This window comes from Archangium violaceum (assembly GCF_016887565.1).
In the GTDB taxonomy this organism is placed as follows: domain Bacteria; phylum Myxococcota; class Myxococcia; order Myxococcales; family Myxococcaceae; genus Archangium; species Archangium violaceum_B.
The window spans coordinates 5188233-5208534 of sequence record NZ_CP069396.1 but is presented as its reverse complement, the minus strand read 5'-3'; the positions used below and the strand labels follow the sequence as shown (position 1 = coordinate 5208534).

The 20302-nt window shown below is 67.6% G+C and carries 16 protein-coding genes, 1 tRNA gene and 1 pseudogene; 10 read left to right on the top strand and 8 right to left on the bottom strand.

The genetic code is table 11. The annotated features are described in order from the left end of the window. Positions 1-86: 86 nt before the first annotated feature. Both groL and JRI60_RS21330 read right to left on the bottom strand, forming a co-directional pair. The gene (gene groL, locus JRI60_RS21335) at positions 87-1727 is read right to left on the bottom strand and encodes a chaperonin GroEL (RefSeq protein WP_204227677.1); all 1641 of its coding nucleotides are present in this window, start codon (positions 1725-1727) and stop codon (positions 87-89) included. A 157-nt stretch (positions 1728-1884) separates the two neighbouring features. Further along, positions 1885-2241, bottom strand: a complete 357-nt coding sequence (locus JRI60_RS21330) for a response regulator (RefSeq protein WP_204227676.1) — start codon at positions 2239-2241, stop codon at positions 1885-1887. A gap of 91 nt (positions 2242-2332) precedes the next feature. Here JRI60_RS21330 and JRI60_RS21325 point away from each other — a divergent pair, with 91 nt between their 5' ends. Both JRI60_RS21325 and JRI60_RS21320 read left to right on the top strand, forming a co-directional pair. Beyond that, a complete protein-coding gene (locus tag JRI60_RS21325) occupies positions 2333-3409 on the top strand; it encodes a metallopeptidase family protein (protein WP_204227675.1) in 1077 nt (358 codons plus the stop codon). Between the two features lie 46 nt (positions 3410-3455). Then, positions 3456-3551: transfer RNA gene (locus JRI60_RS21320), tRNA-Sec, on the top strand. Positions 3552-4066: 515 nt separating this feature from the next. On the opposite strand, the gene JRI60_RS21315 is transcribed toward JRI60_RS21320, so the two are convergent. After that, positions 4067-5722 carry an ISL3 family transposase gene (locus JRI60_RS21315; protein ID WP_204227674.1) on the bottom strand — a complete coding sequence of 552 codons (1656 nt, stop codon included), beginning with the start codon at positions 5720-5722 and terminating at the stop codon, positions 4067-4069. Between the two features lie 108 nt (positions 5723-5830). Then, positions 5831-5989, bottom strand: a pseudogene (locus JRI60_RS55135) (IS3 family transposase); the annotation flags it as partial. A 318-nt stretch (positions 5990-6307) separates the two neighbouring features. Between JRI60_RS55135 and JRI60_RS21310 the strand changes: the two are divergent. From JRI60_RS21310 to JRI60_RS21300, 3 genes are all read left to right on the top strand, one after another. Continuing rightward, a complete protein-coding gene (locus JRI60_RS21310) occupies positions 6308-7624 on the top strand; it encodes a hypothetical protein (protein WP_239470644.1) in 1317 nt (438 codons plus the stop codon). Continuing rightward, complete coding sequence (locus tag JRI60_RS21305) at positions 7614-9158, top strand: hypothetical protein (protein ID WP_275439435.1); 1545 nt, start codon at positions 7614-7616, stop codon at positions 9156-9158. Before JRI60_RS21310 ends, JRI60_RS21305 begins: the two co-directional genes overlap by 11 nt. Positions 9159-9290: 132 nt before the next feature. Then, complete coding sequence (locus JRI60_RS21300; RefSeq protein ID WP_204227673.1) at positions 9291-9605, top strand: hypothetical protein; 315 nt, start codon at positions 9291-9293, stop codon at positions 9603-9605. An 85-nt stretch (positions 9606-9690) separates the two neighbouring features. On the opposite strand, the gene JRI60_RS21295 is transcribed toward JRI60_RS21300, so the two are convergent. Further along, positions 9691-9906: a DUF2381 family protein gene (locus tag JRI60_RS21295; protein ID WP_204227672.1), complete on the bottom strand. Its 216-nt coding sequence runs from the start codon at positions 9904-9906 to the stop codon at positions 9691-9693. 256 nt (positions 9907-10162) lie between these two features. On the opposite strand from JRI60_RS21295, the gene istA (JRI60_RS21290) reads away from it, so the two are divergent. Further along, the gene (gene istA, locus JRI60_RS21290) at positions 10163-11683 is read left to right on the top strand and encodes an IS21 family transposase (RefSeq protein WP_204229037.1); all 1521 of its coding nucleotides are present in this window, start codon (positions 10163-10165) and stop codon (positions 11681-11683) included. A gap of 248 nt (positions 11684-11931) precedes the next feature. Here the strand turns inward: istA (JRI60_RS21290) and istB (JRI60_RS21285) are convergent, their stop codons facing one another. After that, positions 11932-12672, bottom strand: coding sequence for an IS21-like element helper ATPase IstB (gene istB, locus JRI60_RS21285; RefSeq protein ID WP_204220289.1), 741 nt, complete (start codon positions 12670-12672; stop codon positions 11932-11934). A gap of 127 nt (positions 12673-12799) precedes the next feature. Further along, entirely contained in the window at positions 12800-14344 is a 1545-nt protein-coding gene (gene istA / locus JRI60_RS21280) for an IS21 family transposase (RefSeq protein WP_204220288.1), read from the bottom strand. 225 nt (positions 14345-14569) lie between these two features. Here istA (JRI60_RS21280) and istB (JRI60_RS21275) point away from each other — a divergent pair, with 225 nt between their 5' ends. Continuing rightward, positions 14570-15343: an IS21-like element helper ATPase IstB gene (gene istB, locus JRI60_RS21275; protein ID WP_204227671.1), complete on the top strand. Its 774-nt coding sequence runs from the start codon at positions 14570-14572 to the stop codon at positions 15341-15343. Between the two features lie 138 nt (positions 15344-15481). Here the strand turns inward: istB (JRI60_RS21275) and JRI60_RS21270 are convergent, their stop codons facing one another. After that, positions 15482-16117: a hypothetical protein gene (locus tag JRI60_RS21270; RefSeq protein WP_204227670.1), complete on the bottom strand. Its 636-nt coding sequence runs from the start codon at positions 16115-16117 to the stop codon at positions 15482-15484. 805 nt (positions 16118-16922) lie between these two features. On the opposite strand from JRI60_RS21270, the gene JRI60_RS21265 reads away from it, so the two are divergent. The 3 genes from JRI60_RS21265 to JRI60_RS21255 all read left to right on the top strand — a co-directional run bounded on the left by JRI60_RS21265 (position 16923) and on the right by JRI60_RS21255 (position 20189). After that, a complete protein-coding gene (locus tag JRI60_RS21265) occupies positions 16923-18179 on the top strand; it encodes a hypothetical protein (RefSeq protein ID WP_204229035.1) in 1257 nt (418 codons plus the stop codon). Between the two features lie 238 nt (positions 18180-18417). Next, positions 18418-19737 (top strand): hypothetical protein, encoded by a 1320-nt coding sequence (locus JRI60_RS21260; RefSeq protein ID WP_204229036.1) that lies wholly within the window; start codon positions 18418-18420, stop codon positions 19735-19737. Then, positions 19734-20189, top strand: coding sequence for a hypothetical protein (locus JRI60_RS21255; RefSeq protein WP_204227669.1), 456 nt, complete (start codon positions 19734-19736; stop codon positions 20187-20189). The genes JRI60_RS21260 and JRI60_RS21255 overlap by 4 nt, the downstream gene beginning before the upstream one ends. Positions 20190-20302 lie beyond the last annotated feature (113 nt).

Below are 20302 nucleotides of genomic sequence, written 5' to 3'. Positions count from 1 at the left end.
CCACCCCCTAAAAACACCACGGCCCCGAGCACCTCCACGAGGAAGGCACCCGGGGCCGAAGCATCAACCCAACGATTCAGAGCGGCTCAGTACTCCAGGTCGTCGCCACCGTAGTCCGGGGCGCCACCGGAGGCCGCGCCCTTGGCCTTCTTCTTGGGGCGCTCGGCGACCATGGCCTCGGTGGTCAGGAGCAGGGAGGCGACGGAGGCGGCGTTCTGCAGGGCGGTGCGCTCGACCTTGGTGGGGTCGATGACGCCGGCCTTCTCGAGGTCCTCGAAGACCTCGGTGCGGGCGTTGAAGCCGTAGGCGCCCTTGCCCTCGCGGACCTTGTTGATGATGACGGGGCCCTCGAGGCCGGCGTTGGAGGCGATCTTGCGCAGGGGCTCCTGGAGGGCCTTGCGGATGATCTCCACGCCGAAGTCCAGCTCACCGCCCAGCTTGAGCGTCTCCAGGGCGCCCAGGCAGCGCAGGTAGGCCACGCCGCCGCCGGGGACGATGCCCTCCTCGACGGCCGCGCGGGTGGCGTGCAGGGCGTCCTCGACGCGAGCCTTCTTCTCCTTCATCTCGGTCTCGGTCGCGGCGCCCACGTGGATGACGGCGACGCCACCGGCCAGCTTGGCCAGACGCTCCTGGAGCTTCTCGCGGTCGTAGTCGCTGGTGGTGGTCTCCATCTGGCCGCGGATGAGCTTGATACGACCCTCGATGTCCTCGCGCTTGCCGGCGCCATCGACGACGGTGGTGTTGTCCTTGTCGATGGTGATGCGCTTGGCGCGGCCGAGGTCATTGAGCGTGAGGGCCTCGTACTTGTGGCCCAGCTCCTCGCTCACCACCGTGCCGCCGGTGAGGGTGGCGATGTCCTTGAGCATCTCCTTGCGGCGGTCACCGAAGCCCGGGGCCTTCACGGCGGCCACGTTGAGCACGCCGCGGATCTTGTTCACCACCAGGGTGGCCAGCGCCTCGCCCTCGATGTCCTCGGCGATGATCAGCAGGGGCTTCCCGGAGCGGGCGACCTGCTCGAGGATGGGGATCATGTCCTGCATCGCGGAGACCTTCTTCTCGCTGATGAGGATGTAGGGGTCGTCGAGGACGACCTCCATGCGCTCGCGGTTGGTGACGAAGTACGGGGACACGTAGCCGCGGTCGAACTGCATGCCCTCGACCACGTCCAGGGTCGTCTCGAGGCCCTTGGCCTCCTCGACGGTGATGACACCCTCCTTGCCCACCTTCTCCATGGCGTCGGCGATGATGTTGCCGATCGTCTCGTCGCCGTTGGCGGAGATGGTGCCCACCTGGGCGATGGCCTTCTTGTCGGAGGTGGGCTTGGAGAGCTTCTTCAGCTCGGCCACCACGGTCTCCACGGCCTTGTCGATGCCGCGCTTGAGATCCATGGGGCTGTGGCCGGCGGCCACCAGCTTGAGACCCTCCTCATAGATGGCGCGGGCGAGCACGGTGGCGGTGGTGGTGCCGTCGCCGGCCTTGTCGGAGGTCTTGGAGGCGACCTCCTTGACCATCTGGGCGCCCATGTTCTCGAACTTGTTCTCGAGATCGATCTCCTTGGCGACCGTCACACCGTCCTTGGTCACCGTGGGCGAGCCGAACGACTTCTCGATGACCACGTTGCGGCCCTTGGGGCCCAGGGTCACCGCCACCGCGTCCGAGAGAATGCGAACACCGCGCAGAATGGCCTCCCGGGCCGACTGGTGGAAGAAGATCTCCTTCGCTGCCATCGTAACCTCCTGAAAAGATTGAAGAATGAACTACGCAGGCCGGGGGTGCCGGGGTTAGCACTCGGCCTAGGCGAGCGCCAAAATAAGAGCCGGGCCGGGCTTGTCAACACGGAAGGCGGGGGCTGTGGGGGAGCGGACGGCCCGGACGCCGGGTGGACTACTCGGCGAAGCGCACCAGGTTGAGAAGCTGATTGAAGTCCAGGGGCTTCTCGAGGGTCATGGCCACGCCCTTGCGCAGGCCCTTGTCCTGGACGTTGCCGTCGGCATTGCCCGTCATGAGGATGACGGAGGTGTTCTGGTGACGGGGGTCGGCCTTGAGCATGGCGGTGAACTGGATGCCGTCCATGTGGGGCATCCGGTAGTCGCTGATGACGAGGCCCACCTCGTGGCGCTCGAGGATGTCGAGAGCCTGCAAGGCGTCTGCCGCCGAATAGACGGTGTACCCGTGCTTCTCCAGGAACCGAGAGAGCAGCGTGCACAGCTCGACGTCATCGTCCACGACCAGAATGTTCACGGACCCTTACGAGCGGGAGACAGGGGGCGCGGAACGTAACAGCCGCTCCGCACGTTGACAACGCGCGGAAGGGGTTCGTATGTGGCCGCGCATGGGGAAGCGTACGTCGAAACAGGCGGCGCCGTCGGACGTGGAGGTACGGCTCGACGGGGTGGCGGCGGCATTCGAGGAAGGAGCCTTCGAGGAGGCCCTGGCCGGGGCGGAGACGCTGCTGGCCGAGGCGCCCGAGCTCCCGGAGGCCCTGCACTGGCGTGCGGCGGCCCTGGTGGAGCTGGGGCAGTTGGAGGAGGCCGTGGAGGCCTACGGGCGGGCCCTGAAGGTGTCGCCGGACGATCTGGAGCTGCTGCTCGGGGCGGCCGAGTGCCTGGTGGGGCGGGCGGGAGACGAGCGCGAGGCGGTGGAGGAGGGCCTCTCCCTGTGCGCCCGGGGCCGGAAGATGGCCCAGCGGGCGGGCGACGTGGAGCTGCTCTTCGAGTTCCTCCTGCTGGAGGGCACGGGGCTGAACCAGGTGGGCGAGTGTGTGCAGGCGCTGGCGAGCCTGGAGGCGGCGCTGGGGCACATGCCGAGGTCAATGGAGGCGAGGCTGGAGCGGGCCATCGCGCTGTTCGAGCTGTGCCGGTTCCCGGAGGCGCAGGCGGCGTTCGAGGAGGTGCTGCGGGACGCGGCGGACGAGCCGTGGGCGCATCATTACCTGGGGCTGCTGGCGGAGCGGCGGGGAGAGGGGAAGGAGGCGCGCAAGCGGTTCGGGAAGGCGCAGACGCTGGCGCCGGAGGAGTTCCCCCCGCCGGTGGAGCTGGGCGAGGAGGCCTTCGACAAGGCGGTGGAGGACGCGGTGAAGGCGCTGCCCGGGCACGTGAAGGAGTACCTGGACAACGTGACGATCGCGGTGGAGGAGATTCCGAAGGACGAGGATCTGCTGGGGGAGTCGCCGCCGCTGTCGCCGTGCATCCTAGGGGTGTTCCGGGGCTCGCCGGTGGGAGAGCGGAACAGCATCCTGGGGGGATTCGATCCGTACCCGGCGTCGATCGTGCTGTACCAGAAGAACCTGGAGCGCTTCGCGAAGACGCGGGAGGAGCTCATCGAGCAGATCGGCATCACGGTGATGCACGAGGTGGGTCACCTGATGGGGCTCGACGAGGACGACCTGTGGGAGCGCGGGCTGGACTGAAGCGCGACGTTGACGCGGGAGGCGGGGCCCGGCAGTAATCGCGAGTGGTAGGACCTCCGGACCTGGTGGCCGGCCCGGTCTTCAAAACCGGTGGGGGGCATGGAGACATGTCCCTGGGAGGTTCGATTCCTCTGTCCTACCGACCCTTTTTCCCTCTGAAACCGGGCGCTTGCGGCTGGTGAGTCGTCGGATTCAAGTGTTCGCCCGCGTTCGGGGGCGTCCGTTTGATTACGTCCCTGTTACGTCCCTGTCGTTGCATCCCCTCCTCTTACGTCCCTCAGAGGGGCGTGCCGGGAAGTGGAGTTGCCGCACGAGCCCTGTGCTTCCAGGAAATAGGCCGGTGCATCTTGCCAAGATACCGGGGCCGACGACGTGCGAGGGGCAGGATGTGGCGATTTGGAGCAGCCAAGCTGGCCCGCGGTGCTGGACGTGCGTGGTTCTGGCGCTGTTACCCCGCTACGACCCAAAGCACAGCGCGGCCATGCGGGGTCGCCCAGTTCAAGACCGCTGACGCGCCGCATCACCCCCCTCATTGGCCAGTTCAGGAGGGTGGAGATCCGGGACCAGCCATCGACTCCGCTGTGACGTTGAGCGTCAGCGTGGTCTTGAGCCTGCCCCGATTTTGTGGCTCTCCCGCAGTTTGTGTGATCGACGCGCTCACGCGGCGAGCAGCACGCGACGGCGCAGCAAGTCGAAGCTGGCGCGACCGTACATCTGGCGCTTGAGGAGTTTGAGCTTCGTTATCTGCCCCTCGGATTGGGCATTGCTCCACGGTGTGGTCAGCGCGGCCCGAACGGCATCACCGTCCTGCTCGAGTCCCTGCGCGAAGGTCTCCACCGCGCGCACGCCGCAGGTGCGCGCCTCACCCAGCCACTGCTCGAAGGTGCTGCAGGTGTTGATGGGCTTGGCTCCTCGTGTGACGCTCCGCTCGCGCACGATTTCCCCGAAGCGATGCACCAGTGTCACGACTCGCGCGGCCTCCGTGTCCTGCTCGATGCGCGCCAGCGTGGTCACCTCAGTGGGTGTGAGCGCGTCCTTCGGTTGAACGCACATCCACGCCAGCTGCTTGGGCGAGGGGAGCGCGCCACCAGGGGGCGAGAGATTCGGGCTCGAGTCATTGCCGCGGCGTATGCGAGGCGTCGAATGTGCCACCGTCGTGCGTCGCGTCTGCAGCCAGCGATGGACCTGCCGCGATGTGCCCTTGAAGCCCCGGGCGCGAATCTCCCGCCACAAGGCCAATGCGTTCTCGCAACCGGCGGTGTGCCGCTGGACGAGATACTCCAGGTAAGGGTCGAGAATGCTCGGACCGGGCACACGCGCTGCGCGCTCTGGAAAGCTCGTCGCCAAGGCGTACTTGCGCACCGTCCCCCGCGCCAGCCGCAGGGTGTTGCTGATTCTCAGCAGAGGCTCCCCGGCCATGTGGCGGCGGCGCACGGCCTGGTACACGGCGAGACGTCGTGCCCGGCTCTCCTCACGAGCACGCGCCTCGCTGTGAGTGCGTGGGAAACTGGCGTGACGGCGCACGGGGGCGGTATCCGCGCTCGGCACTTCGGGCAGCGCACGCAGACGCGCATGCGCTCCCGTCAGCCAACGCTCCACCATCTGCCGCCCGTTGAGCAGCAGGTGCCAGCGGTCCGCGACCTGTTGAGCATGGGGAGCCCCTTCCGCGACTGCGCGTGCATACTCGCTCGAGCGGTCACGGGCGATGACTTCGACACCCGAGTGCCGACGCAGCCATGCGGCCAGAGTGGAAGCCGACCGATCGGGCAGCAAGTCAACAACGCGGTGCTTCTTCAAATCGACCAGGATGGAGCCGTAGGTGCGCCCTTTGCGCGAGGCCCAATCATCCACCCCCACTGCCTGAGGCGGTATCTGCGCGGGCAGCGGGGCGCGGTGCATCAACCGCAGGAGCGTGTCGGGACTCGTCGGCATGGCCAGGGGCTTGAGAAGCCTGGCTCCGCCCTCGGCCCCGGCCGTCATGCCCACGGCGCACTGCGCACGGGCGAGCCGGCGCGTGCGCCGGGCACTCGGGGCCAGAAGGCGGGGCAGGCGCTCGGCGAACGTGCGCCGCTCGCACCTCGCATTGCGACAGGAGAAACGGCGCACGTGCAGCTCGAGCTGAACCGCACGCCCCGCGGAGGGCACGTCGGCTGGCCGACGGACGTAGGTGCTGTGCTGCGCGTCGCTATGTTGCTTGCAGGAAGGGCACGGAGCGCCTCGACGCTCCGTGCGCACCACGAGGACGGTTTGCGTGGAGCCGCTTCGCACCACCCGCTCCACCCGACAACCAGGAATCGAATACGACTCTTTCATCCCCAGTCGTACTCGCCCCACCTGCCTGTTGCCGTCCTTGCCTGCTTCCTCGCTCGCGGATCACACAAAGTGCGGGAGAGCCACGTAACCGGGGCAAGCCCACCGCCGCCACCACCTGGGCCAGCTCGCGATCCGCCTTTGCCGCTCGGCCTCCGTGCGCCCCTTCCAGGCGTAGTGGCCCGAGCGCGACACGCCCAGCTGTTGGCACATGAAGTCCACGGAGAAATGGGCCTTCTGCGCGTCGATGAGCTCGAACTTCACGCTGACTCGGTCAAGTCCAGCTCCTTGGCCACCTGGGGCAGGCTCAGCTGCGGCCGTCTTGGCGCTCGTCGACAACGGCGAACAGTGCCGGGACGAAGCGCCCCATCAGGGCCCGGGCTGGGATGCCACGGGAGGGGCTGAGGCTGCGTTTGTCGCAGTGGAGGAATCCAGCGCCCAGTTATCCAGCAGGACGCGCGCGACAGCCGGCGTCACCACCAAAGGTGCGGAGGCGGGATTCTCCTTGAAGCCGATCCGCGCCAGACCTTGCATCCGTTCCGCTTGCTCCGGCGAGGGCCGCACGGAGGGTTGCGCCGGGCGGAAGCCATGATCGTAGGCCCGCTGCTGGATCTCCGAGCTCAGGAGGAATTTGACGAAGACGCTGGCAGCCTCCTGTTGCTATCGGCTTCTTCGGCTGGGCGCCTGCACTACCTGGCGCGCCTGGAGGCCACCGGGTTGGCGCTGCTGCCGGGTGGCGGGACGGGCGGCGTGGAGCGCTATGTCCAACTGACCCCCATGCTGGTGCTGGACGGCGGCGAGGAGCGCGGCGTCAACCTGGGCGCTCCGGTGCGGCTGCGGCTGGGGGGCGGAGTTCAGGGCGGCGGGTTGGTGCGCCGCGAGGACTGGGACAGCCTCTCGGACTGGGGCCAGCTGGTGCGTGCGCTCAAGCTGGGCTCGGACGCCTCCCCGGTGGGGCTGTGGGCGGGCGCCCTCGACAGCTACAGCCTCCTTTCCGGGCACCTGGTACGGCGGTACTCGAACCGCAACAATCCGGACTACCACCCGGCTGGAGCCTTTCTCACCGGCACGCTGGGGCCCTTGTACGCGGAGGCGTTTTCCTCGGACGTGCTGGGTGCGCGCCTCATGGGCGCGGAGGTAGCGCTCGACCTGGCACACCTCTTCACGGGCCCGCAGGAGCAACCGGGGCGCTACACGCTGGCGTTGTCCGCGGTGCACGACTGGGGGCGGGCCGGAGGCCACTCTCCCCACGTGACGCTGGCGCACCTGGATGGAACGGCGGTGGTGGTGGTGCGCCCGGACTACGAGCTGCACGTGCTGGCCGGCTGGGGTGGGCGTCCGGGTGTGGGCGGGGCCTGGGGCGCGGTGGCCGGCGTGGGTGCGGATGCGGTGACGCCCACGTTGGACGCACGGCTGCGGCTCGAGGTGCGAGGGCAGCGCGGAGGCTTTCGCCAGGGCCTCTTCGGCCCGGACTACGAGCTGGCGCGCTTCCGCGCAGCGGGCCCTTCCGGATTGCCAGTCGTGGAGGCGCCCTTTCCCGACGGCTTCTCGGTGTACGGCGAGGCGGTGGTGGGGTGGGATGCGGTGCGACTTGGCGGGTTGCGGCAACGACACCTGCACCTCTCCCTGGCGGTGGAGGCGTTTACCTGGGGACGCGTGGACGTGGACGGGCGGCTCGCGGCGCAGCTGGCCGAGCGGCGCGTGGAGGTGGCCGTCAGCGCGCTCGCCACCGGAGTGGGCAGGCCAGAGGCGCGCTACCTGTATTCGGGCGAGGTGCGTTGGCGCTTTGGCGGGTGGCTGTACGCGGTGGGCCAGGGCGGCACGTTGCTGTTCCCGACACCGGGCGGAGCGCTGCGCCCGGGCGCCTTCGCGTCCCTGGGCCTGGGGGTGGACCATGCCCGCTGAGCTGGCGCGGAAGTGGGTGGCCCTGGTGCTCGGGGCTGTCGTGCTGTCCACCGGCTGCATCACGGTGACGCCACCAGCGGGACGCGGCATGCTTCTGGACCGCAACCCGCGTGCCTCCTCTGGGTTGGCGGGCGCGGTGCGTGATGACGCCCAGTATGCGGCCACGGGCTCGAATGCACCCGCTCGGCTGCTCCGCCGACGGGGTGAGCGCGTGCAGGGCACGGAGGTGGCCATGGTGAGCCCAGCCGAGATGGCCGTGCGCGCGGTGGCCAGTGGCGCCGTGCAGGTTGACGCCTTCGAGTACCTACTGGCACTCGCGGGTCTGGACAACTTCAACGACCTGCCCCCGCGAGGCGCTCCCCTCACGCCCCAGGAGGCGGCCCGGGTGCTGACGGTGCTGATGAACAAGCCCGTGACGTTGGGATCGTTCCCGCCACGAATGGCCGTCTGCCACCTGCTGCGTGAGGTGCTGGAGGGAGGGGATGTCTCCCGCGAGGAGTTGCTGCGCCGCGTGGAGCGCTTCAAGAGCGTGGCCGTGCTGCGGCCGGATGGCTACCTGGCCTGGACGCTCAACGGACGCACGCAGCAGAAGGTGGGCCCGGTGGAATGGAAGGAGGAAGCCTTTCGCGCTGGCTCCTTCGAACTGGGCCGCTTCTACACCGTCAGCGGGTGGGTCTTCCGGCAGGCGGATGCGCAACTGCGCCCCCTCCTGGAAGGGCCCCCACTGGCTGAGGTGTACGACGACGCCGACTACATTGGCCGCTCGCTGGATGGCGCGGAGGAAGCTTTCGTCGACCTGTACCACGCCATGGGCCAGCTGCTCTCCCACCCGTCGGACAGCATCGCTTCGCTGCGACACCTCCCGGCGGGAGTCGCGGCCCTCATCGCCTCCTCGCCGGAGTACCTCGAGCGCTTCCGGTACATGACTCGGGGCGAGCAGGTGAAGGCGGTCTCGAAACTGGCGACGAACCTCATCCTCACCTTGGGCACGGCGGGGGGCACGGCCAGCACGCTGACGCGGACGTTGGGTGGGCTGGAGGTCACCATGCCGGTGCTGTCCCTCTCGGCCGAGGGCCTGCTGGCGGTAAGGACGGTGGCGGTGTCGGCGGGCACGGTGACGACCACGCTGGAGGTGGGCGTGGGCACCATCGCCATCCTCCACATGGCCAGCCAGGGACAGAGCGCGACTGGTGCGGGCCCCTCCAGGCCCGCGAGGTCACCCAACAGGGCGGAGCCTCGGATCGAGGATGGCAACCCTCAGGAGGGCTGGCAGCATATCGAAGCAAGGCACATCACCGGCACTCATCCAACCGGGCCGGGCGACTTCTTCGCACCGGGAACCTCTCGCGCACAACTCCTGGAAGCAGCGAAGGACATCGTCAAAAATGGAAACCGCATCTCGGAACCTGGCAGGCGTATCCAGGTCTTCCAGATGAAGGTAAAGATCAACGGTGTGAGAGACTTGGTGCGGGTCATCGTTGATTCGGACGACGCCAACCGTGTCATTACGATGTTCCCAGTCAGGGGTGGATAGATGTTCCAGTTCAAATGTGAGTGGGCCGATGGACCGAGGACCTCCACACGCTCGGGCTTTGACCTGGGGCACATGACGTTCGTGAGCGAAAAAGGCATCTGTAGCTCGCGGGGCAGGACACCTGATCAAGCCATGATGCTCGCCATCGCCATCGTGGAGCTTCTCGATGGACTGCGTCGGTTCCTGCTGGAGAGGCGAAGCGAATACACCTTCGTTGGAGCCGACTCGTCGTTCTCCGTGCGCTTCCGGAAGGCGAAGGGGGAACGTATCGCCATCCAATGCGGAGCGAGCCCTCTCGGCGAAGTGAATGCCACGACCCTGTGCCGGGCTGTTCTCTCCGGCGCTGAAACGTTCTTTCAGCAGCCGGAGAACATGCTCCCTCACAGTGATCCAGCTCTGGAAGATCTCACCTCTGCCCTAGAGGCGTTCGCTCGCGCCTTTCGATGAGGGCGATTCGCGAGAGCCGTGTCTCAGCTCTATTCCGCGAACTGCCAGCGTGAACGAGGACCAGGGGAGCTGTGGTTCTGCTCCCCTACAGGAACGTCACGTTACCGAGGGTGACGGTGCGTTGGCGCCCAGCATCCCACAGGATGAGGGTGTACGTCCCCCGGGCCTCCCTCTCCATAGCCAGCACCTCCACCACGACGCGCCCTCGGTTGCTCGCCTCTCCCGGCGCGGCGGGGAGAATGGGGCTCGGTTGCCAGAGCAGCACCGGCTTGAACACTTCGCCCTTCGGTCCCCGGAGCACCGCGCCGGCAGCCGTCCAGGGCGCCGATGCGTGCACCGGACCATGTGGAACACCGATTCCGGAGCAAGTGGAACACTGATTCCGGAGCATGTGGAACGCCCATTCCGGCCATGTGGAACACCGATTCCGGGCAAGTGGAACACACCCGGAAGGTAGGCAGCGGGATGGGCGACACAGTGGAGCGTTGACGGTGCTGGACGAGCCGCCGCCTCTGACCTCCCCCAAGGAGGACTTGATGGCGGCAGAGAGGCTGTCCATGCGCAAGCTGAGAGAGTTGTTGAGACAGAGGTTGGAGCTGAAGCTGTCGGTGCGGGAGATTGCCCGGAGCCTGGGAATCGGGGTGGGCACGGTGAATCGCTACCTGTACCGGGCGCAGGCGGCGAAGCTGACGAGCTGGCCGCTGCCGCCGGAGCTGGACGACGACGCGGCACTCACGGCGCTGCTGTTCGCGGAGGAGGGCAAGGTGGTGGCGAGCCGGCCCGAGCCGGACTGGGCGCACGTGCACGCGGAGCTCAGGAGGAAGGGCGTTACCAAGTTACTGTTGTGGCAGGAGTACCGGGAGGGCAACCCGGAGGGCTACCAGTACAGCCAGTTCTGCGAGCGCTACGCGCGGTGGGCGAAGAGCGTGAGCGTCACCATGCGCCAGGAGCACCGGGCCGGGGAGAAGTGCTTCATGGACTTCAGCGGAGACGGGCTGCAAGTCCACGACGTGGTGAGCGGAGAGGCGCGGATGGCGAAGCTGTACCTGGCGGTGCTGGGGGCCAGCAACTACACGTACGCGGAGCCCGTCTTCAGTGAGGACATCGCCACGTGGGTGGGGTGCAACCAGGGCGCGTTCGCGTACTTCGGAGGAGTGCCGGAGATGGCGGTGCCCGACAACCTGAAGGCGGCAGTCACGCGAGCCAACCGGTACGAGCCGGACATCAACCCCAGCTACGCGGACATGGCCAGGCACTACGGCTTCGCGGTGGTGCCGGCGCGGCCACGCAAGCCGAGGGACAAGGCGAAGGTGGAGAACGGGGTGCTGCTGGCCGAGAGGTGGATTCTGGCGACGCTGCGCAACCGGCGCTTCACGTCGCTGTCCGAGGTGCGTGAGGCAGTGGCGGTGCTGCTGGAGAAGCTGAACACGCGGCCCATGCGCAAGCTGGGCAAGAGCCGCCGGCAACTCTTCGAGGAGGTGGAGAAGGCGGCGCTCAAACCGCTGCCGGACAAGCCCTACGAGCTGGCGCACTGGAAGAAGGCGCGCGTCAACGTGGACTACCACGTGGAGTTGGAGGGGCACTGCTACAGCGTGCCCTACGGGCTGGTGGGGCAGCAGGTGGAGGTGCGCTACACGCAGTCGTGCGTGGAGGTGCTGCTGGGCGGCCGGCGCGTGGCCAGCCACGTGCGCAGTGAGGAACGCGGACGCTTCACCACACTGGCCGAGCACATGCCGGCCAGCCACCGCGCGCATGCGCAGTGGACGCCGAGCCGAATCCTCTCCTGGGCCGCCACGGTGGGCCCCAGCACGGCGAGGCTGGTGGAGGAGTTGATGAAGCGCCGGCCCCATCCCGAGCAGGGCTTCCGCTCCGCCCTGGGCGTCATCCGCCTGGCTGAGCGCCGCGGACAGCAGCGCGTGGAGAAGGCGTGCGCGCGGGCGCTGCGCCACCGCGCCTACAGCTACAAGTCCGTGGCCGCCATCCTCCAGCACCACCTCGAGGACGCGCAGGCGGTGCACGAGGACAAGGGAGCGCTGCCCCAGCACGAGAACGTGCGCGGCGCCGACTACTACCACTGAAGCCTCCCGCGCCCGGCCACGGTGCGCGGACAACCCTCCGCGGTGCTGGCCCTCGCGGCCCGCAACCACGCAGGACGCCTGCGCGCGCCCTTCGGGCGCGCTCCGGCGGCTCAACACCCGACAACCCCCAACGAAGAGACGAGACGATGCTGACTGCGTATTCCGGCCATCGTGATCACCCAGATCGGTCGATCGTGATCACCTGGATCGGTCATCGTGATCGGAGCGAAGCGACGCTGACCGGGGACCTACTTCTCCGCAGACTCCTCCTTCCTGCGGGAGGGGCCCTTTAACACGACCCGATGGGAGTTATGTAGCACCCTGTCGCAAATAGCGTCGGCTACCGTCGGGTCCCCCAGGTGGTCGTGCCACTTCGTGGTGGGCAGCTGGCTGGTCATGAGGGTGCTGCGGTTGCCGTACCTGTCCTCGAGAATCTCGAGCATGTCCCGGCGCTCCTGCTCCTTGAGTGGAGCCAGCCCCCAGTCGTCGATGACCAGCACGTCCACCTTGGCCAGACGCGCCAGCACCCGCGCGTACGAGCCATCCGCGTGTGCCAGCGTCAGCTCGTCGAAGAGCCGGGGCGCTCTGCGGTAGAGCGCCTTGTAGCCCTTGCGGCACGCAGCCTCCGCCAGTGCGCAGGCCAGGTACGTCTTGCCGGTCCCCGTGGCTCCCGTAATCACCACGTTCTGGTGCTCGGCCACCCAGCGGCACGAGCCCAGCTGGCGCACCAGACTCTTGTCCAGCTCGCGCTTGGGCGCGTAGTCGAGGTCCTCCAGGCTCGCGCTGCTCAGCCGCAGCTTCGCCTCGCGCAGGCAGCGCGCCGTACGCGCGTTCTCCCGGTGCAGCCACTCGGCGTCCACCAACATCCCCAGCCGCTCATCGAAGGACAGCTTCGCCAGCTCGGGGTCCTTCTGCTGCCGTTCCCACTCGGCCGCCAGGGCGGAGAGCTTCAGGGAGTGCAGCTTCTGCATCGTCGGTTCGTTCAGCATGTGCTTGTCCTCGGGTGTGTGGCACCTGCTTGGGTGCCGCGGTGTTGGAGAGCTTCGTCGTCGCGCGCCGGCGCACGCAGTGCGACGGCGCGCCCCTCACGCACGAGGCTCGTGGGTAGCGTGAGGGTCAGTGGTAGTAGTCGCTGCCGCGCACGTTCTCGTGCGTCTGCGCGGCGAGCTCCGGTTGCGCTTCGTCCGTTGGTGGGGCGAGCCGGTCCAGCCCATTCTGGAGAATGGAGTCCACGTGCCGGAAGGAGCGGGCGCTCACGGCCAGGGCTCGCGTGCACGCCGCCTCCAGCCGCTCGTTGCCGTAGCGCCTGGCCAGCCGCAGTATCCCCAGGCAGGAGCGGTAACCCAGCTCCGGGTGAGGACGCTCGCGCAGGATGCTCTCCACCAGCTTCTGGGTGTTGGGGCCGATGGTGCCCGCCCAGTGCACCAGCCGCGAGGGCGTCCACTCCAGGTGCTTCTGGTGCGCCTTGGGCATGTGCTCCGGCTGCGTGGTGTGCCGGCCCCGCTCGTCGCTACGCACGTGACTCGCCACGCGCTCGCCGCGCTGGTACAGCTCCACCGTGGTGGCCGTCACTCGCGCCTCCAGCACCTGGTGCACCAGCGCGTACGGCACCGAGTAGAAGTGATGGTGCACCTGCACGTGGTAGTCGATGTTGACTCGCACCTGCTTCCACTCGCCGTAGGTGAAAGCCTCGGCCGGTAGCGGCCGCAGCGCCGGTTTGTCCAGCCGCTCGAAGAGCTCTCTCCGGCTCGCGTCGTACAGCCTCATTTTTCGGTTATTGAGGTCCTCCAGCAGCTCGCCAATGCGCTCGTTGAGCGCCTCCAGCGAGAAGAAGGTGTGGTGGCGCAGCCGCGCCAGTAGCCAGCGCTGCACCACCAGCACGCCCACCTCCACCTTCGCCTTGTCCCGGGGCGAGCGCGGGCGCGCTGGCAGCACCACCGTGCCGCAGTGCCGCGCGAATTCCTCGTACGTGCGCTGCACTCCCGGCTCGTAGCGGCACGCGCGCGTCACCCCGCTCTTGAGCTGGTCAGGCACCAGCGCTCCCGGCACGCCACCGAGGTACACGAAGCAGCGCTGGTGACTGGCGATGAAGTCCGGCCCTCGCTGCGTGCGCGTGGCCTCCGCGTACGTGTAGTTGGAGGCCCCCAGCACCGCCACGAACAGCTCCACCTCCACGCGCTCGCCCGTTGTCTCGTCCACCAGGTGCGGCTTGTTTCCCGAGTAGTCGACGAAGAGCTTTTCTCCCGCCCGGTGCTCCTGCCTCATGGTGAGCCGGTGTTTGGCCAACCACTGCCGGTAGTACTCGCAGAACTGCGTGTAGCGGTACCCCTCCGGGTGTTTCTCCAGGTACTCCAGGTGCAACAGCTCCAGCGTGACGCCGGGCTTCTTTCTCTCCGTGTGGATGTACACCGGGTCGGGCAGGGGCCTCTGGGCCGTGGGCTTCGGCACGGCGCCATACAGCCGCTCCTCCAGCTCCTCCTCCCGCATCTGCTCCACCTGCTCCCAGCTCAGCTTCGCCGCCGCAGCGCGCGCCAGCACGCTCCCCACCGCCCCCGCGCTGATTCCCAGGCTGCTGGCCACCTCCCGGTGGCTTCTCTTCTGCTCCCACTTCTGCCGTAGCACTTCTCGTATGTGACGCATGGACAGTCGCTCCGTGGCCATCGGCCCTCCTCGCGGAGGGCCGTCGACGAATGCCGTCCAGCGTGCTCGCTCGGCTCGCCCGCCCTCCCGCGTCCGGTTGCTACCAGCCGACGGGCCCCGTAGGGCGAACCACCTGACCTCCAGCGTAGTCCTCGGGCACCTTGGCCCGCTGAGCACGATGGCCGATCCCGGTGATCACGATGCTCCGATCTCGCTGATCACGATGCTCCGATCCTGGTGATCACGATGGGCCGACGCGCGCAGCTGACGGAGCAGACGCTGGAGAAGCTCAACGCGATGAAGCTGTACGGCATGGCCAACTACCTGCGCACCTGGATGGAGCGGCCAGCGGACACACAGATGGGCCCGACGGAGCTGGTAGGCTTGCTGGCGGACGCCGAATGGGTGCACCGGGAGAACAAGAAGCTCACCTCGCGCCTGCGCAACGCGCGGCTGCGCCAGACGGCGTGCCTGGAGGACATCGACTACAGCCTGGCGCGCGGGCTGACGAAGGCCCAGGTAATGGAGCTATCCACCTCGCGCTGGGTGGCGCAGGCTCAGAACGTGCTGGTGACGGGCCCCACCGGCGTGGGCAAGAGCTTCCTGGCGTGCGCGCTCGGACAGAAGGCGTGCCGTGATGGCTACGGCGTGGTGTACCGCCGCACCTCGCGTCTCTTCGACGAGCTGGCGCAGGCTCGCGCCGACGGCACCTACCCGCACCTGCTGCGCAGGCTCGCCAAGGCCCAGGTGCTGATTCTGGACGACTTCGGCCTGGAGCCCCTGGGGGCCAGCGAGCGCAAGGAGCTGCTGGAGGTATTGGAGGACAGGTATGGCTCCGGCGCAACCGTGGTGACGAGCCAACTCGACCCCAAGGACTGGCACGCGGTGATTGGTGAGGCCACCCTGGCCGACGCCATCCTCGACCGGCTGGTGCACAACGCCCATCGGCTCAAGCTCTCGGGCGACTCGGTGCGCGACCCGGAAAGGAATTTGACCCGGTCCAAGAAGGGGGCGAAGTGAACCCCGGCCAGCGTCGCTGACGCTCCGACTGTTCCACATGGCCGGAACGGGTGTTCCACTTCGCCCGGAACGAGTGTTCCACTTCGCCGGAATACGCACGCAGAGCAGGAGGGCCTGCGGATGAATCGTGCACCTGCTTCATCGCGTCGCGCTCAACAGCGAGAGGCTTGAGATCGATCGCTGGTTGGAAGCGCACCGCCCGCGGATGACCTTCCAGCCGTTCCGGGCTGCCGCCGCTTCGCGGACGATTTCCACCACCTCGGCCGCATCCACGCGCTCGTCGGAGATTCGCACCGTCGCGCCAAACTCGGCAGCGAGATGCCGCCGCTCGGATGCCGTCGACGCTCGCTCGAGCACGCGCGAGTACGCCTCGCACGAGTACGCGAACGTCTCGCGCTTGCGGAACTCGATGTCGAGCAGCCACTCCCGCCAGCGGGTCTCGGGGAGGCCCACCGTGCGGCGCTTGCAGTTGTGGAAGATGTGCGCGGCCTCGTGGACGATGAAGTCAGCGAAGGGCGCGTTCTCGGTGAAGTATTCCGCGGACACGTAGCAGCTCGTCGCCTCGCTCAGCCCGACGATGAGCGGCGCATCCTCCCCTAACAGCTCCACGCCAAGGCTCGCGAGGTAGAGGTTCGCCAAGTCCCAGGCCGAGCTGTCGTAGGCGTTCTCGCGCAGCAGTTTCTCGATGTTATCGCTCGTGAGGAACACGACGGACTTCTCGAGCATCGCCAGCACGGCGTCCTGCTCCACTCTTGGAAAGAGGCCTCGGGCCATCGGCTCCACCTTCCGGCGAGTGAGTGCGACGGTGTCTGTCTCCGGCAGCGGGCGAGGCGCGCGGCCAGCCGCGAGACGCCTCACCTCTCGGACGAGCGCGTCTCGCAGGTCGTCGTGAGCTCGCCGGGCACGCTCGAGGAAACCTCCCGGCCACGCGGTGAGATGCGGGTCGGTGTGGCCAGTGCGGAGGTAGCGCTCGACCTCGTCTGTGATGGTGGGCTGCGCGTCAGTCACTTCGCCAGGGTACTCCCAGCCTCCAAGGACGGGGAGAACGACGTAGGAATCCGAAGGCGACAAAGCGGTCCGCATGCTCGGGAGTGCCCCCCATCCATACGTTCCAGGGGCCCATGCTCTGAAGCGGAAGGCCGGTGAGTTCGACCACCAGGTGCCGCCCGGGCGCCTCTCCATCACCTTGGGTGCCCATCCGTGCCCACGTCCCCCTCCTCCAACCTGCTCGGCAACCCCCATGCACGGCAACAGCCGGAGCGCCAGCGTGCCTAGCGCCGTGCAGCAGCCTTTCGGAGCGCCAAGCCTCGGAACGGCGCGGTTGCCCAGGCAGAAGCCAGGAGGACGCACAGGAGCTGTCTGACGACGGTTGCCGGACCGCCCCACCTAGCCTATGAGGTTGGCATGGCACGCCGACTCCTCAAGTCATTTGTTGACTGTTCTGTCGTGACTCTCCGGTTTAGGAGGACGCTCCTGGTACCATGGGATGTCTCCACCGGAGGCCCTCATGACGCCTACACTGCTGGTGCTGCTGCTGCTCTCCCAGGCGGAACGGCCTGATGACGCGCCTGCTGGAGCCATGGAGCCACCGCTCCCGGCGGTCCTGGCGGGAGGATGGCACTACCTCACGCGCGTGGAGGCCTCCGGGCTGGCGCTGTTGCCGAGCGGCGGGGCGGAAGGGCTGGAGAGCTACGCCCAACTGACACCCATGCTGGTGCTGGACGGAGGCGAGGAGCTCGGCGTCAACCTGGGCGCTCCGGTACGCCTGCGGGTGGGTGGAGGAACTCCAGGGGCCGGGTTGGTGCGTCGCGAGGACTGGGACAGCCTCTCGGACTGGGGCCAGTTGGTACGAGCCCTCAAGCTGGGCTCGGACTCTTCCCCGGCGGGGTTGTGGGCTGGCGCTCTTGACAGCTACAGCCTCCTTTCCGGGCACTTGGTGCGGCGGTACTCCAACCGCGCCAATCCGGACTACCACCCGGCTGGAGCCTTTCTCACCGGCACGCTCGGGCCAGTCTACGCGGAGGCGTTTTCCTCGGACGTGCTGGGCGCGCGCCTCATCGGCGCGGAGGTAGCGCTCGACCTGGCACACCTCTTCATGGGCCCACAAGAGCAGCCTGGGCGCTACACACTGGCGCTGTCCGCGGTACACGACTGGGGGCGGGCCGGAGGCCACTCGCCCCAGGTGATGCTGGCACACCTGGATGGAACGGCGGTGGTGTTGGTGCGCCCAGGCTACGAGCTGCACGTGCTGGCGGGTTGGGGTGGGCGTCCGGGCGTGGGCGGTGCCTGGGGCGCGGTGGCTGGCGTGGGCGCGGATGCGGTGACACCCTCGCTGGATGCGCGGCTGCGGCTGGAGGTGCGAGGGCAGCGCGGAGGCTTCCGCCAGGGCTTCTTCGGCCCCGACTACGAGCTGGCGCGCTTGCGCGCGGCGGGCCCTTCCGGGTTGCCCGTCGTGGAGGCGCCCTTCCCCAATGGCTTCTCGGTGTATGGCGAGGCCGTGGTGGGGTGGGACGCGGTGCGGCTAGGCGGGCTGCGGCAACGCCACCTGCACCTCTCCCTGGGGGCGGAGGCGTTTACCTGGGGGCGCGTGGACGTGGACGGGCGGCTCGCGGTGCAGCTCGCCGAGCGGCGCGTGGAGGTGGCCGTCAACGCTCTGGCCGCCGGAGTGGGCAAGCCGCAGGCGCGCTTCCTGTACTCGGGCGAGGTGCGCTGGCGCTTCGGCGGGTGGCTGTACGCCGTGGGCCAGGGCGGCACGCTGCTGTTTGCGGCGCCGGACGGGACGCTGCGCCCAGGCGCCTTCGCTTCCGCTGGCCTGGGGGTGGACCATGCCCGCTGAGACGGCGCGCAACCGGGCCGCTTTGCTGTTTTGCGGCGTCCTGCTGGCTACGGGCTGCGCCACGGTGACGCCTCCAGCGGGAGGCGGTGCACACCTGAAGCACACCCCTCGAGGTGTGCACGACCCCACATTGGCAGGCGAGCTGCGCGGCGACTCCCCAACCGCGTCCACGGGCCAGAGCGAGCCCGCGCGGCTCCACCGTCGTCGGGGTGAGCGCGCTCGGAGCACGGAGGTGGCCATGGTGAGCCCGGCTGAGATGGCCGTGCGCGCGGTGGCCAGCGGGGCCAGGCAGGCGGATGCCTTCGAGTACCTGCTGCTGCTCGCGGGCCTGGACAACGTCAACGACGAGCCCCCGCGAGGGGCGCCACTCACACCCCAGGAGGCGGCCCGGGTGCTGACGGTGCTGATGAAGAAGCCGGTGACGCTGGGCTCCTTTCCGCCGCGCATGGCCGCCTGCCACCTGTTGCGCGAGGTGCTGGAGGGAGGGGAAGTGTCCCGCGAGGAGTTGCTGCGCCGTGTGGAGCGATTCAAGACGGTGGCCGTGCTGCGGCCGGATGGCTACCTCGCGTGGACGCTCAACGGACGTACTCAGCAGAAGGTGGGCTCCGTGGAGTGGAAGGAGGAAGCCTTCCGCGCGGGCCCCTTTGAGCTGGGCCGCTTCTACACCGTCAAGGGGTGGGTCTTCCGGGAGGCGGACGCCCAACTGAGCCCCGTCATGGAAGGACCCGGGCTGGCCGAGGTGTACGACGACGCCGACTACATCGGCCGTTCGCTAGATGGGGCCGAAGAGGCCTTCGTCGAGTTGTACCACGCCATGGGCCAGTTTCTCTCCCACCCGTCGGACAGCATCGCGGCGCTACGGCACCTGCCTGCGGGAGTCGCGGCCCTCATTGCCTCCTCGCCCCAGTACCGCGAGCGCTTCCGGTACATGACGCGCGGCGAGCAGGTAAAGGCCGTCTCCAAGCTGCTGACCAACCTCATCGTCACGTTTGGCACGGCTGGTGGAACGACGGGCGCGCTGACGCGGGCGGTGGGAGGACTGGAGGCCACTGTGCCGGTGCTCTCGCTGTCGGCCGAGGGCTTGCTGGTGATGGAGCGCGTCGTGGTGCCAGTGGGCAAGGCGGCCACAGTGCTGAAAGGCGGGCCGTGGGCGGCCGTCATTATCCAGCAGGCAGGTGGGGCAGATAGTGGGGCCTCGGAGTCATCCCAAGGACAGATGCGCCCAGCAGCCGAGGAACTTCTTCAGCAGGCAACTCGACTACCACCCGAGAGACTCAACGGCTTCCGAATCTTTGGGAACAAGGGACTTGTTGGACAAACATTTCAGCGTAATGTTCTTTTGATCGAGGCCGAGACCAAAGGAGCTTCATCCTTGAAAAAATTGATAGAGGCTTTCGAGGCTGAAGCGCGCGCTGCTGGTGCCTCTCGCCTGAGTATTACGGGGCATGCTGTGATTAATCAGGGTTTCTTGAACCCCGCGATCGCGCAGCGTTACGGGTTCGCGTTTCGGCGCATCAATAACGATACAATTGAGCTAGTCAAGGAACTGCTACCATGACCGACCTCAGCGCAGAGGCGAGGCGCCAGAGGCTCCTCCGGAAATTCTATCGCTCAGGGCGCGAAGGAACGTGGACGCGCCCCTTTGACGAATTCCCGGCGGAGGTACGCACGAGTCTGCTCAATGTGGCTGCCGTTCGGAGCGGGGAACTCCCGGTGCTTTCGCACTTTCGAGATCCAGAACATTGGGTGCTACTCACTACTGAGCAGGTTATCACATGGCGACCTGACGGCATCCTGCATCTTCCCTGGAGCGAAATTGAAGGCGCGACGGTAGATGCAGCTCACGTCGACGGAACCCTGGCCTCAAGCCCAAACGGAAAACTGGCCCTCAATCGACTGAAGATTCTGCTCCGAAGAGGAGAGACGGTGGAACTAGAGCTTGAGGCAGGGGCGGCATTCTTCGGTTTTTGGAATGCACTGAAGATGGTTGCCGCCATGAACAATGCATAGAGACGTCGGCCAGCGTCATTCTTTATTGCGTCGGTCGCCGAAGCGAGTCTAAAGGCCGCTCCGGTGGGATTCGAGCCGAACCTGCACCGCACGGATCATCCGGATGCAGAGGA